Below are 13,179 nucleotides of genomic sequence, written 5' to 3'. Positions count from 1 at the left end.
GAATATATATACAAAGGAGGATTTTCCGTTTTTGCGGCCCTCTGGGGACGGAAATACCAATTTTATCAGGCCAACCCGGCTTGCTGGGGTCAGCTCGTGACCGAACCACGCGCGGCGTTTGCGCTGATGGTGGCTGGCGTGTCGAGCAGTCTTGCAATCTCGGTCGCGACCGTCTGGGCATGGCGGGCAACCTCGGGCAGGCCCATGAGTTCGCCGAAAGTCCCTCGTGCCAGCGGACCGGCGACGAAGAGTGTCGTGATTATCCTGCCATCCCGGCCGACGGCACGACTGTCGAGACTGGTCTCGATGCCCAGCCCGTATTGGTCCGTCCTGATCAGCCCGGCTTCCGCCAGCGAGCTTAGCGCCGGATTCAGTTGCAGTGCCTGCCCATGGGCCGGACCCGTGGTGTTGATGACGGCATCGAAGCTCGCCGTCTCGATCCGCGTCTGCCCGCGCCGTTGAAAGCTGACCGCCAGGCTGCCATCCTCATCGTTCGACGCGACGAGCCTGGCGGCAATGGTGTCGAACGTGCCGGCTGCGTGACGCCGGTCGAGCACGGAAGCGACCTGTGGAGCGATCCTGAAGCGATGAACGTCCCAGAACACGCGCAGCTGGCGGACCAGCCTTGCCCGCTCCGGCGGGGAAAGTGCGGCCCACAGCACCGGCCCCTGCAGGCGCAACTGATCGAAGACCGACTGCCAGTTGACATTGGCCGCACGCGCCCCCGCCAGCGTCGCACGAATGGTCTTGAGCAGGCCAAGCGCTGATATGGCCGGGGCCGAGGCAAAATCGCCGAAGGGCTCGCCCCTGACATCCGGGTGGCCGCGCGAGCGTAAGCCGCGGCGCGACAACGACAGGATGCGGCCACAATGGCCGCGGCGGTCCAGTTCGGCGACCATGTCGGCCGAGGTCAAGCCAGAGCCGACGATCAACACCGACGCGTCCGGACCGATCCCGGCAAGTGCTGATGGCGCGTACGGATCGGCGATGAAACCCGGCGCTTCCGCCAGGTGGATCAACGCGGCTGGAATCGCGGGCTGCGGGTGCGTCGCCGCCAGGACGACGATGTCGGCGCCAATTGGCCCACTGGGCGTGTGCACGGTCCAGCCCGCGCCACTGGCATCGCGCGTCACGCGTGTGGCGGAACCTTCAACATGATGGACAACGCCGGAATTGAGATAGGGCGCCAGATGCTCGGCGACATAGCGACCGAACACGCGCCGGCGTGGATAGGCGTCGCCATTCTTCCAGATGGCGTCGGCGTCGCGCTCGAGTTCCCCACTGTCCGTCAACCAGCGTGCAAAGTGCTGCGTATCTTCCGGAGCCATGCTCATTCTTGTCGCTGGGACATTGACCCGATGCGCAGGTTCCTTGCTGGAGTAGGCAAGGCCGCCGCCAAGCAACGGTCGCGGCTCGATCACGGAAATCGACAGGTGCGCCGGTCGATGTGACCACGCCAGGTGCCAAGCCACCGCCGCGCCGGAAAAACCGCCGCCGATTATGGCGACGCGCAACCGACGGGCCGGAGGGAGCGCGTTCACGAGGCGCTGGCGAGCGACTTTGGCCGGTGGTCGCCGGCGATGGTCTCGCCGAACGGACCGGTGTTGACGGACGAAGCGGCGGCTTTGACCGGATGATCGGTCGGCAGTTTCGGCAGCACCAGCTCGCCGAAACGATAGGCTTCTTCCAGATGCGGGTAGCCGGACAGGATGAAGGTATCGATGCCGAGGCGCCGGTATTCGTCGATGCGCTCGGCGATCGTGTCGGGGTCACCGACAAGGGCAGTGCCGGCACCGCCGCGCACCAGGCCGACGCCGGCCCACAAATTGGGTGCGATCTCGAGCTTGGCGCGATTGCCGCCGTGCAGCGCGCTCATCCGCGCCTGGCCGACCGAATCCATGCGGGCAAAGACCTTCTGTGCCGAGGCTATCGTCGCGTCGTCGAGCCGGCTGATCAGCCTGTCGGCGGCGGCCCAGGCCTCCTCGGTCGTTTCACGCGCGATGACATGCAGGCGAATGCCGAAAGAGAGTTTGCGGCCAGCCTTCTCAGCCAGTTCGCGCACGCCATCCAGCTTGCGCTCGACATCGGCCGGAGGCTCGCCCCAGCTCAGATATTTATCGATCTCCTGCGCCGCCACCGCGGATCCGGCGTCGGACGAGCCGCCGAAATAGAGCGGCGGATAGGGCGTCTGCACCGGCGGAAACAGCAGCCGGCCATCCTCGATGCGGAAATGCTTGCCCTCGTGCTCGACCGTCTCGCCGCTCAGCACCCGCTTGTAGATCCGCAGGAACTCCTGCGTCACCTCGTAGCGCTCGGCGTGCGACAGGAAGATGCCGTCGCCCTTGTTCTCCAGCGGATCGCCGCCGGTGACCACATTGATCAGCAGGCGCCCATTGGAGATGCGATCCAGCGTCGCCGTCATGCGCGCGGCCAGCGTCGGCGATTGCAGGCCCGGCCGCACGGCGACGAGGAAACGCAAGTGCTCGGTCAGCGGCACCAATGCCGATGCGATCACCCAGGAATCCTCGCATGCCCGGCCGGTTGGCAGCAGCACGCCGTAGTAACCTAGCGTGTCGGCAGCCTTCGCCACTTGCGTCAGATAGGGCAGATCGACGGCCCTGCCGCCTTCTGTCGTGCCGAGATAGCGGCTGTCGCCATGTGTCGGCAGGAACCAGAGCACCTTGATGCGTTCTGGCACATCCCGGCTCATGGCCTTTCTCCTGCTGCCTGGCGGAGGCGGCCGGATATCCCTGCTTTGGCGAAGGGCGAGCGCAAAAGATTAGGCATGGCGTGGTCCTGTCCGGGTGGAAACCAGATCGCCAGTGCAGATTGCTTATTCCACAAATTCTGTAGAGTTAGTTTATTCCAAATCCGCTGACGGAATTAGAAATTCTCTCCATCCGCCCGAACGCGAACTCACTGGCTGCCACGCCTTCCCTCGGGCGGCCAGGTCCCTCCCCCGGCGGCTGGCCTGTTGTCCTCGGCATCGGATTCCGTCAGTCACGGGCGAGTTGCAGGCCCGAGCCGCCCCTCGTATTAGAGGCTTTCTGATTTCATTCTAATCTGACCATTTCCGGTGACCTAAGCCACGGATTTCCCATGGACCTGGATCCTTCGACTCTCAATCGGGCTCATCCGCTCCGCGATCAGATCTATCACCAGATTCGCAACCTTATCGTCGTCGGACAGATGAGGCCCGGGGAAGTGATCAACGAGGTGGCCATCGCGGAAGCGCTCGGTGTTTCGCGTACCCCGGTGCGCGAAGCGGTCAAGCGCATCAGCGACGAGGGTCTGGTCAACATCCTGGCGCAGACCGGCATTTATGTCGCGCCGATCAGCCGGGCCGACCTGGAAGAAGCCTACGTCATCCGCCGGGCCCTGGAGATGGAAAGCGCCCGACGCGCGGCCGCCAAGTTCTCACCGGCAGCCGGCGAATTGCTGGAAGACAATATGGCGACGCACCGGCTTGCCATATCGCAGGGCAGATATGCCACCGCGATACAGCTCGACGATGTCTTTCACCGCACCATCGCCGAAATCTGCGGCCTGCCGATGATCTGGAGAGCAGTCGACATCTCCAAAGCGCAGATGGATCGCGGCCGCCATCTCGTCATTCCGAAGCCCGGCTATGGCGAACAGACGATCGAGCAGCATGAAGCCATCTTCGAGGCTTTGAGGCATCACGACGCCGAAGGCGCCGCGCAAGCGATGGAACGCCATCTCGAGACGTCGTTGCGCAACACGCTGGAAGTCGCAGCCGACCTCCTCGGTTAGCCTCAGGGCCCGCTGGTATTGTCGCGGGTCGGGCGGACGACCTATTACGGGAGTTGCCGTTCAGCCCGGCAACCGGCCGAGGCCAGCCGCAAAGCGCGCCACCATCGCAAGGCCGATCTCGCTGGGTCGCATCGCGGGAGCCCGGTCGTGTATCGGGATGCCGGTACGAGCGCCAAACAGCCGCTTGCCGTAGCAGATCAGGTTTTCGATGCCCTGCATGACGAAGACCGCTGCCGGCAGCATTCTTGCATAGTCGGCCTCGGCCGTTGCTTCGTCACCGGCCCGGAATGCATTGTAGGCGCGCACGGCGAGGTCGATGCCATCAGGCGCCAGGATCATGCCGCGGCAACCGATGCGGAAATTGTCGATCAGCTCCAGGCCGCCACGTCCGTTGAAAACCGGAATCCGGCCTTCGGTGCGTTCGATCAATCCGGCAATATCGGTGACCGGACCCTCACCCTTGATCAGCCTTATGTTGGGATGCAGCGTGACGAGTTCGCGGATTTCGTCCGATGACAGGCCGCGCCCGAAAAAGGCCGGCGCATTCTGGATCGCCACCGGCAGGTCGGTCGCCGCGGCGACGCGGCCGAAGAACCTGATGTATTCCGGCGCGCCATAGGAGCCGACAGCCGGCGGCTGCAGGATCACCCAATCCGCTCCCACGCTTTCAGCATGGCGAACCTGTGCGACCTGCTCGGCCACCGAAGAGCCGAAGACCGTGAAGGCAAGCGGCACTTTCCCGGCGGTGTCCTCAGCCGTCCAGTCCATGATCGTCCGGCGCTCGGCCTCGGTCAGCTTGGCGACTTCTGTTGCCAGGCCGAGTGCCGCCATGCCGTGCACGCCGCTCGCCAGGCAGATCTCGACCTGCCTGCGCATCGCCGCGCGGTCTAGTTTTTCGTCGCTGTCGAACAGCGCGTAGAGAATAGCGTGAATGCCGTGGAAATCATCAGGCTGGAAATTGGGCACGCCGGTCGGCCTCAATGGCTTTCGCGCGGGATGGTGTGGCCACGGCTTCCGACGAGAAAGTCGAGGTCGGCGCCGCGATCCGCCTGCAGGACATGGTCGACGTAAAGTCCCTGATAGCCGCCGCGCATCGCCGGTTCCGGCGGAGCCCAGGATGTCCGCCGCTTTGCGAGTTCCTGTTCGGACACGTCGAGATGCAATTTCCGCGCTTCGACATCAAGCTCGATCATGTCGCCGCTGCGGACCAGCGCCAGCGGGCCGCCGATGGCGGCTTCGGGTGCGGCATGCAGAACGACGGTGCCGAAGGCAGTGCCGGACATGCGGGCATCGGAGATGCGGATCATGTCGCGGACGCCTTGCTTCAGCAGCTTCTGGGGCAATGCCATGTTGCCGACCTCGGCCATCCCCGGATAGCCCTTGGGGCCGCAATTCTTCAGCACCATGATCGAGCCGTCGTCGATGTCGAGCAAGGGATCGTCGATGCGCGCCTTGTAGTCGTCGATGTCCTCGAAGACGACGGCGCGGCCGCGATGCTTCATCAGAGCTGGCGACGCGGCTGACGGCTTGATGATGGCGCCGTCGGGCGCCAGATTGCCACGCAGCACCGCGATACCGCCATTGGGCGTGAGCGCCTTGTCGCGCGGACGGATCACCTCGGGATTGTAGTTTTGGGCATCCGCGATGTTGTCGCGCACGGTCTTGCCGGTGATGGTCAGCACGTCGAGATCGAGCAGATCGCCGATCTCCCTCATGACCGCCGGAATGCCGCCTGCGTAGCAGAAATCCTCCATCAGGAAGCGGCCTGACGGCATCAGGTCGAGGATGGTTGGCACATCGCGGCCATATCTGTCCCAATCGTCCAGCGTCAGCTCGGTGCCGACGCGACCGGCGATCGCCAGCAGATGCACGACCGCGTTGGTCGAGCCGCCGATGGCGCCATTGACGCGGATGGCGTTGGCGAAGGCTTCTTTCTGGAGGATCGCCGACGGGCGCAGATCTTCGTTGACCATCTCGACGATGCGCCGCCCCGTCATGCGAGCAATGCGGCTGCGGCGCGCGTCGACGGCGGGATAGGCTGCGTTGCCGGGCAGCGCCAGGCCCAGCGCCTCGACCATCGAGGCCATTGTCGAGGCGGTGCCCATGGTCATGCAATGGCCGGGCGAGCGCGACATGGCGCTCTCGGCATTGGCGAAATCCTGTTCGCTCATCACGCCGGCGCGGACATCCTCGGAGAATTTCCAGACATCGGTGCCGGAACCGATCTCGCGGCCCTGGAAGCGGCCATTGAGCATCGGCCCGCCGGAAATGACGATCGACGGCAGGTCGCAGGAGGCCGCGCCCATGACCAGCGACGGCGTGGTCTTGTCGCAGCCGGCCATCAGCACGACGCCGTCCATCGGGTTGCCGCGGATCGCCTCCTCGACATCCATCGAGGCGAGGTTGCGAAACAGCATCGCCGTCGGGCGCAGATTGGACTCGCCGCAGGAGAAGACCGGAAATTCCAGCGGCAAGCCGCCGGCCTCCAGCACGCCTGCCTTGATGTGCTCGATCAGGCCACGGAAATGCACGTGGCAAGGCGTGAATTCGGAGAAGGTGTTGCAGATGCCGATCACCGGGCGGCCGTCGAAAGCGTCGTCGGGCAGGCCGTTGTTCTTCATCCAGCTGCGGTGGATGAAGGCATCCTTGCCTTGGCCGCCGAACCAGTGCTGCGATCGTCTCTTGGTCATGGTTTTCCCGGAATTCAGGCAGGATGCTGGAGCTGGCTCAGCCCGCCATCGACGACGAGCGTGGCCGCGTTCATGAACGGGCACTCGTCGGAAATCATGAACACCGCAGCCAGCGCGATCTCGCGCGCCGTGGCGATGCGGCCGCCGGGATGCAGCGCCATGGTGTTGGCGCGCGCCGCCACCGGATCGGCAAAGCTGTTCCAGTAGTCGATCGCCTTCTGCGTCTCGACATAGCCCGGCGCCAGCGCGTTCACGCGCACGCCTTGCGCCGCATATTCGAGCGCCAGCGATTTGGTCAGGCCGAGCAGCGCGTGCTTGGCGACCGGATAGGGGAAGGTGTGCGGGATGATGGTGAAGCTGTGCGTCGAGGCGATGTTGAGGATGGCGCCGCCGCCGCTCGCGATCATGCCCGGCAGCACCGCCTTGCTGCAATTCCAGGCGCCCTTGACGTTGACGTCGAAATTGCGGTTCCACTCCTCCTCGCTGGTATCGAGTGGCGTCGAGAACACATTGACCCCGGCGTTGTTGATCAGCGCGTTGACCGGGCCGATCTCGGCGGTCGCTTGTCTGACGGCAGCCGCAATCGCGGCTCCGTCGCTGATGTCGGCTGCCGCATGCCCGACACGGCCTTGCGGTGCGGCGAGGCCAGCGACGGCCTTGTCTAGCAACGCGCCGTCGTGGTCGACGAGGAACAGCTTTGCGCCTTCGGCAAGGCAGGCCTCGGCGATGGCCAGCCCGATGCCTTGCGCGGCGCCAGTCAGGAAGATGCGTTTGCCGGAAAGGCGCTCAGCCATTTTTGTCCCTCCAGCTTAACGCCGACCCAGTGCCGACGAGCGCAGATTGTCGAGCAGCACGGCCAGCAGCAGGATCACGCCACGCACAATGTACTGGTAGAAGGCCGGGATGTTGAGCAGGTTCATGGCGTTCTCGGCGATGCCCATGATCAGCACGCCGACGATGACGCCCGACATGGTGGCGCGGCCACCGGCAAGCGAAACGCCACCGAGCACACAGGCCGAGATGACCGAAAGTTCGAGCCCGACCGCCGCGTTGGGCTGGCCCGAGGTGATGCGCGACGCGAGCAGAATGCCGGCGATGCCGCAGACGACGCCTTGCAGTGCAAAGATCCAGATGCGCGTGCGGTCGACATTGACGCCGGCAAGACGCGAGGCTTCCGGATTGCCGCCGATGGCCAGCGTGTTCTTGCCGAAGACGGTGCGGTTGAGCACGAAGCCGAAGATGCAGAACAGGATGGCGAGCACCCAAACTGGTGTCGGTATGCCGAGCAGTTTCGACAGCGCGAGCTGGTAGAAATCCGGGCTGTTGATGCCGACGGCGCGGCCGTCGGACGCGATCAGCGCAAGGCCGCGCACGATCTGCATGGTGGCCAGCGTCGTGATCAGCGCGTTGATGCGGAATTTGGCGATGACGACGCCGTTGATGAAGCCGACGAAGGCGCCGCAGGCGATTGCCGCCAGGAGGCCGAGCAGGATCGAGCCGGTGGCGTTCGACGCCATAACCGCGACCATGCCGGCAAAGGCGACGATGGAACCTACCGACAGGTCGAAGTCGCGGGCGGCAAGGCAGAACATCATGGTGCAGGCGACGATGCCGACAGTGACCACCGACTGCAGCAGGCCGAGCATGTTGCGGTCGGTGAGGAAGTTCGGCACCAGGAGCGACACCAGCGCGAAGGCGACGACGAAGATGACGACGAGGCCCTGTTCGCCGAGCAAGAGCTTCTTCAACTGGTCGGTCATGCCAAAAGTCCTCAGGATGCGATCGCGTCGGGGGTTTTCTGATCGGGGAGAGCGGCGGCCAGGATCGCCCTTTCGGCGAACTGATCGCGGGTGAGTTCAGCGCTGACGCGGCCGCCGCACATCACCAGGATGCGGTCGCAGATGCCCATCACCTCCGGCAGTTCGGACGAGACGACGACGATCGCCATGCCGTCCTCGGCAAGCTGGTAAAGCAATTCGTAGATTTCCGACTTGGCACCGACATCGATGCCGCGCGTCGGCTCGTCGACGATGAGGACACGCACGCCCTGTTCGGACAGCCAGCGGCCAAGAATGACCTTCTGCTGGTTGCCGCCGGAGAGGTTGATGATGTCCTGCTTGCGCGACGGCGTGCGCACCTTCAGCTTCTTGATGAAGGTCTCGGCCGTGGCGATCTCGTTGACGCGGTTGAGCACGCCGAAGCGTGTGTGATGGCGCCGCGACGAGATGTTGATGTTCTCCTCGACCGAGCGGCCCTGGATGATGCCGTCATGCTTGCGATCCTCCGAGCACAGCACGATGCCGGCCCGGATCGTGCCACGCGGATCGGTGGCGCGGACCAGCTTGCCGTCGACGGTGATGGTGCCGCCCGAGCGCGGATCGGCGCCGGGCGCTCGGAACTGATGCGGCTGGTCTATGGCGCCGATCAGGCCGAAGAAACCAACGATCTCGCCGGCGCGAGCCTCGAAGCTGGCCGGTGTCTTCAGCTTGGCTCCGGACAGGGTCTCGACCTTCAGTCTGATATCTCCGGGCTTGCGCGGACGAAAACCCCAAATGTCGGAGATTTCGCGGCCGACCATTTCGGCGACGACCTGATCGCGGGTGACGCCTTTCAGCGAAGCGTGGTGCGCCGCGAGCTTGCCGTCGCGCAGCACGGTCAGGCTGTCGCAGAGGCGGAACACTTCGTCGAGCCGATGCGAGATGTAGATTATGACCTTGCCCTCGCCGCGCAGGCGGTCGATCAGGGCAAACAGGATTTCGCTTTCGCGCGAGGACAGCGACGAGGTCGGCTCGTCCAGCGCAATGACGCGTGCATCCAACATGATCGCCTTGGCGATCTCGATCATCTGGCGTTCGCCGATGGACAGCGTCTTGACCTTACGGCGCATGTCGATGTCGATGCCGGCCGATTTCAGCTTGGCGCCGACATCGTCCAGCATCCGGCGGCCGGCGATGATGCCGGCGTTGGCGGGGAAACGCCCGAGGCTGAGATTTTCGGCAACCGTGAGTTCCGGAACCAGCTGCAGCTCCTGGTGAATGACGATGACGCCATTGTCGAAGGCGTCCCTGGTCGAGGCATAGGCCTGGACCTTGCCGTCGATGCTTATCTCGCCCTCGTCGGCATGCTGGTCGCCGGACAGGATCTTGATCAGGGTGGATTTGCCGGCGCCGTTCTCGCCCATCAGGCCATGCACCGCGCCCTTGTCAACGCCGAACGAGACGTCCGACAGCGCCTTGACGCCCGGATAGGTCTTGGTGATGTGCGAAAAGTCGAGAAAGGACACGGAGCCGATCCTTCTTGTGCATGGCAAACAGGCGGCGGGATGAGCCGCCGCCTGTTTGTACAGGGAGGATTATTGGATGCCGAGACCCTGGCGGACCTTCTGGTAGTCGTCGCGCTTGGCGAGTGCACCCGAGGTCAGGATCAGCTTCTCCGGTTCCTTGTTGTTGGCAACCCAGTCATACATGTTGAGCGCCGTCTCATAGCCATGACGCTTCGGCGAGATGATCACCGTGCCGACAAAGCCGGTGGCGGTCGGCTTCTTGAACTCGTTGATCGCCGAATCCGCGCCGCCAATGCCGACGCCGATCATGCCATCCGCCGGAATGCCGACGCTTTCGGCTGCACGCACCGCACCCAGCACCGCCTCGTCGTTGAGGCCGAAAGAAACCCACTTCTTGATGTCGGCATGGGCGTTGAGCACGACCGTCGCTGCGTTGAGGGCAGCTTCCGTGTCGGTCTTTGCCTGTGGCGCGTCGAAGATGTTCTCGGCCTTGAAGCCGTTCGCCTTGAGCACCGAGATGGCGCCTTCGACACGGTCGACCGCCGTCGGCAGCTGGTCATAGGAGACGCGGATGGCGCCGACCTCTTCGGCCTTCCAGCCGCGCGCCTTCATCTCGTCGACGATCGCCTGGCCGACGGCCTCGCCGATCTTGGTGGCCGAGATGCCCATATGCGGCACGTCTTCCAGCGCCTTGCCGTCGGCTCCGACCAGGCGGTCGTCGACAGTCATCAGCTTGAGATTGTTGGCAGCCGCCTTGGCGACGATGCCGGGTCCGAGTTTCACGTCGGGTGTGCAGACGATGAAGCCCTGGGCGCCCTGGGCGCCGAGATTGTCGATCGCCGACATCAGCTTCTCGCCGTCCTCGGCGCCGATCTTGACCAGGGTAAAGCCCTTTTCTTTGGCGGCCTGGTCGGCGAACTTCCATTCGTCCTGGAACCACGGCTCCTCGGGCTGTTTAACGATGAAACCGATCTTGGTGTCCTGAGCATATGCAGCGATGGTCGTGACGGACAGCACGGCAAGCGCGCCCGCAACGAGCGCGGTCTTCAAAAGTCGCATGATTTCCTCCCAGCGATAGGCCGGGCGCTCAGCCCGGATGTCGGAGTCTCTATTCGTTTTTATCATACTCGTCAATTGATCTGGTATGATAATTAATGTACATGCTCCGACCAACGATCGCTGGCGCAAGTCACCCGCATCCGCTAAGGCCGGATCGGTTGTGCGAAACCAGCGAGTTCGCCGCCTTGGAGGAGGGCTGGGGTGACCGAGATTCTGAAGAAGGCCCCGGGAGATACGACCACTCGCCGCCCGCGCGTGATGCCCGATGTGACCAAGGCGATAGCCTCGGACATCTTTTCCGGGCGCTACCCGGCCGGATCGTCCTTGCCTACGGAAAACGAACTCGGTGTCGAGTATGGCGTCAGCCGCACCGTCATCCGCGAAGCGCTGAAGGTGCTGGCCGCCAAAGGGCTGGTCTTGTCGCGGCCGCGCATCGGCACGATCGTCTGCAACGAGGACGACTGGAACATCATCGACCCGCAGGTGCTTGCCTGGCACGCGCCGCATGCGCTGGACGACAAGCTCTTCGATGCCATTCTTGAAACGCGCCGGGCCATCGAGCCGCTGGTCGCAGAACTCGCTGCCACCCGCGCGACGCTGCAGGAGATCGCCGATCTCGAAGCCGCCTGGCGCGGCATGGCAGGCGCCGGCGAGGACCTCGCAGCCTTCTCGCGCAGCGACATCGCTTTCCACCAGATCGTCTATGCCGCGAGCCACAACCCAATCTTTCGCCAGATCGGCAATCTGATCGACACAGGGCTGAAATTCTCGCTGGAGGCGACGGCGGTGATTTCGCTCGACCGGCGCATGGAGGCCGTGGCGGCGCACCGCGAGGTGGTCGAGGCGCTGCGCATGCGCGATGCCGAGGCGGCACGTGGGGCGGCAAACAAGATCCTCGACCTCGCGGCGCGCGACCTCGTCAGCGCCAAGAAACTCAAGAGCAACTGAGACTGCGCATGAAAATCATCTCGCTCACCACCTACATCGTTCCGCCGCGCTGGCTGTTCCTGAAGATCGAAACCGATGCCGGCGTCACCGGCTGGGGTGAGCCAGTCGTCGAAGGCCGGGCGCTGACCGTCGAGGCAGCGGTCAAGGAGCTTGGTGATTATCTCATCGGCAAGGATCCTCGCCTGATCGAGGACCACTGGACGGTGATGCACCGCGGCGGCTTCTATCGCGGCGGGCCGATCCTGATGAGCGCCATTGCCGGCATCGACCAGGCGCTGTGGGACATCAAGGGCAAGGCGCTCGGCGTGCCCGTGCATGAACTGCTCGGCGGCAAGCTGCGCGACACGATCAAGGTCTATTCGTGGATCGGCGGCGACCGGCCGGCGGAGGTCGCGGCGGGCGCTAGGGAAATGGTGGCGCGCGGCTTCTTGGCTCTCAAGATGAACGGCACCGAAGAACTGCAGATCGTCGACAGCCATGACAAGATCGACGCCGCTGTCGAACGCGTAGCCATGGTGCGCGAGGCCGTCGGGCCCAACATCGGCATCGCCGTCGATTTTCATGGCCGCGTGCACCGGCCGATGGCGCGCGCCCTGGTCAAGGAGCTCGAGCCCTACAGGCTGATGTTCATCGAGGAGCCGGTGCTCAGCGAAAACCGCGAGGCGCTGAAGGAGATCGCCGCCCTCGGCTCGACGCCGATCGCGCTCGGCGAGCGGCTCTACAGCCGCTGGGATTTCAAGTCGGTGTTCGAGGAGGGCGTCGTCGACATCATCCAGCCAGACCTGTCGCATGCCGGCGGCATCACCGAATGCCGCAAGATCGCTGCGATGGCGGAGGCCTATGACGTGGCCGTGGCGCCGCACTGCCCGCTCGGGCCGATCGCACTTGCCGCCTGCCTGCAGCTTGACGCGGTCAGCTACAACTGCTTCATCCAGGAGCAGAGCCTCGGCATTCACTACAACGCCGCCAACGACCTGCTCGACTACGCCGCCAACAAGGACGTCTTCCGCTACGAGGATGGCTATGTCGCCATTCCCGACGGCCCGGGCCTGGGTGTCGAAATCAACGAGGACTATGTCAAGGAACGCGCCAAGGAAGGCCACCGCTGGCGCAACCCGATCTGGCGCCACAAGGATGGCTCCTTCGCCGAGTGGTGATGGAATTGTCGCTCGCCCTTCACCGGTTACCGGTCCGGGTAAAAAGCCGCTTCCACGTCCTGACCCGTTTTGCGGTGGCCACCGTCATTGTCGCGTCGGGCGATTGCGCGGCCTGACTGTTTTCGACGGAGCCGTCACGTGCCTGCAGGACTTGTTGGAGACGTGGCCTGTCGATCTTGCCGGTTGGCGTCAGCGGCAACGACTCGATCGCATGGATTCGGCCTGGAATTTTCCACGGCGGCAGTATCGGCCTCAAGCCGGCCTTCAG

At 64.2% G+C, this 13,179-nt stretch carries 11 protein-coding genes and 1 pseudogene; 3 read left to right on the top strand and 9 right to left on the bottom strand.

Annotation, left to right across the window (positions count from 1 at the left end; genetic code table 11):
- Positions 1-89: 89 nt before the first annotated feature.
- Both EN993_RS21175 and ssuD read right to left on the bottom strand, forming a co-directional pair.
- A complete protein-coding gene (locus EN993_RS21175; protein WP_127264725.1) occupies positions 90-1,541 on the bottom strand; it encodes an FAD/NAD(P)-binding protein in 1,452 nt (483 codons plus the stop codon).
- Complete coding sequence (ssuD, locus tag EN993_RS21170) at positions 1,538-2,710, bottom strand: FMNH2-dependent alkanesulfonate monooxygenase (RefSeq protein WP_127264724.1); 1,173 nt, start codon at positions 2,708-2,710, stop codon at positions 1,538-1,540. The genes EN993_RS21175 and ssuD overlap by 4 nt, the downstream gene beginning before the upstream one ends.
- A gap of 389 nt (positions 2,711-3,099) precedes the next feature.
- Between ssuD and EN993_RS21165 the strand changes: the two genes are divergently transcribed.
- Positions 3,100-3,774 carry a GntR family transcriptional regulator gene (locus tag EN993_RS21165; protein ID WP_127264723.1) on the top strand — a complete coding sequence of 225 codons (675 nt, stop codon included), beginning with the start codon at positions 3,100-3,102 and terminating at the stop codon, positions 3,772-3,774.
- Between the two features lie 60 nt (positions 3,775-3,834).
- Here EN993_RS21165 and EN993_RS21160 read toward each other — a convergent pair whose 3' ends face one another.
- From EN993_RS21160 to EN993_RS21135, 6 genes are all read right to left on the bottom strand, one after another.
- Positions 3,835-4,755, bottom strand: coding sequence for a dihydrodipicolinate synthase family protein (locus tag EN993_RS21160; protein WP_245468927.1), 921 nt, complete (start codon positions 4,753-4,755; stop codon positions 3,835-3,837).
- Entirely contained in the window at positions 4,752-6,464 is a 1,713-nt protein-coding gene (gene araD / locus EN993_RS21155) for an L-arabinonate dehydratase (protein WP_127264721.1), read from the bottom strand. Before araD ends, EN993_RS21160 begins: the two co-directional genes overlap by 4 nt.
- A gap of 14 nt (positions 6,465-6,478) precedes the next feature.
- Positions 6,479-7,258, bottom strand: coding sequence for an SDR family oxidoreductase (locus EN993_RS21150; RefSeq protein ID WP_127264720.1), 780 nt, complete (start codon positions 7,256-7,258; stop codon positions 6,479-6,481).
- A gap of 15 nt (positions 7,259-7,273) precedes the next feature.
- Positions 7,274-8,224 carry an L-arabinose ABC transporter permease AraH gene (gene araH, locus EN993_RS21145; protein ID WP_109665824.1) on the bottom strand — a complete coding sequence of 317 codons (951 nt, stop codon included), beginning with the start codon at positions 8,222-8,224 and terminating at the stop codon, positions 7,274-7,276.
- An 11-nt stretch (positions 8,225-8,235) separates the two neighbouring features.
- The gene (gene araG / locus EN993_RS21140; RefSeq protein WP_127264719.1) at positions 8,236-9,747 is read right to left on the bottom strand and encodes an L-arabinose ABC transporter ATP-binding protein AraG; all 1,512 of its coding nucleotides are present in this window, start codon (positions 9,745-9,747) and stop codon (positions 8,236-8,238) included.
- 69 nt (positions 9,748-9,816) lie between these two features.
- The gene (locus EN993_RS21135) at positions 9,817-10,806 is read right to left on the bottom strand and encodes an arabinose ABC transporter substrate-binding protein (RefSeq protein WP_109665818.1); all 990 of its coding nucleotides are present in this window, start codon (positions 10,804-10,806) and stop codon (positions 9,817-9,819) included.
- A 258-nt stretch (positions 10,807-11,064) separates the two neighbouring features.
- On the opposite strand from EN993_RS21135, the gene EN993_RS21130 reads away from it, so the two are divergent.
- Complete coding sequence (locus EN993_RS21130; RefSeq protein WP_245463070.1) at positions 11,065-11,754, top strand: FadR/GntR family transcriptional regulator; 690 nt, start codon at positions 11,065-11,067, stop codon at positions 11,752-11,754.
- A gap of 8 nt (positions 11,755-11,762) precedes the next feature.
- Positions 11,763-12,911 carry a galactonate dehydratase gene (gene dgoD, locus EN993_RS21125; protein ID WP_109665812.1) on the top strand — a complete coding sequence of 383 codons (1,149 nt, stop codon included), beginning with the start codon at positions 11,763-11,765 and terminating at the stop codon, positions 12,909-12,911.
- 19 nt (positions 12,912-12,930) lie between these two features.
- Here the strand turns inward: dgoD and EN993_RS37400 are convergent.
- Positions 12,931-13,179, bottom strand: a pseudogene (locus EN993_RS37400) (hypothetical protein); the annotation flags it as partial.

The sequence above is a fragment of the Mesorhizobium sp. M7D.F.Ca.US.004.01.2.1 genome, from assembly GCF_003997785.1.
Lineage (GTDB): Bacteria > Pseudomonadota > Alphaproteobacteria > Rhizobiales > Rhizobiaceae > Mesorhizobium > Mesorhizobium loti.
This window is presented reverse-complemented; position numbering and strand designations above follow the sequence as displayed.

Bases quoted from the DNA above. Each gene is read 5' to 3' on its own strand.
- EN993_RS21135 (WP_109665818.1), bottom strand. From the start codon at position 10,806: ATGCGACTTTTGAAGACCGCGCTCGTTGCGGGCGCGCTTGCCGTGCTG.
- dgoD (WP_109665812.1), top strand. From the start codon at position 11,763: ATGAAAATCATCTCGCTCACCACCTACATCGTTCCGCCGCGCTGGCTG.
- EN993_RS21150 (WP_127264720.1), bottom strand. From the start codon at position 7,258: ATGGCTGAGCGCCTTTCCGGCAAACGCATCTTCCTGACTGGCGCCGCG.
- ssuD (WP_127264724.1), bottom strand. From the start codon at position 2,710: ATGAGCCGGGATGTGCCAGAACGCATCAAGGTGCTCTGGTTCCTGCCG.
- EN993_RS21165 (WP_127264723.1), top strand. From the start codon at position 3,100: ATGGACCTGGATCCTTCGACTCTCAATCGGGCTCATCCGCTCCGCGAT.
- araD (WP_127264721.1), bottom strand. From the start codon at position 6,464: ATGACCAAGAGACGATCGCAGCACTGGTTCGGCGGCCAAGGCAAGGAT.
- araH (WP_109665824.1), bottom strand. From the start codon at position 8,224: ATGACCGACCAGTTGAAGAAGCTCTTGCTCGGCGAACAGGGCCTCGTC.
- EN993_RS21130 (WP_245463070.1), top strand. From the start codon at position 11,065: ATGCCCGATGTGACCAAGGCGATAGCCTCGGACATCTTTTCCGGGCGC.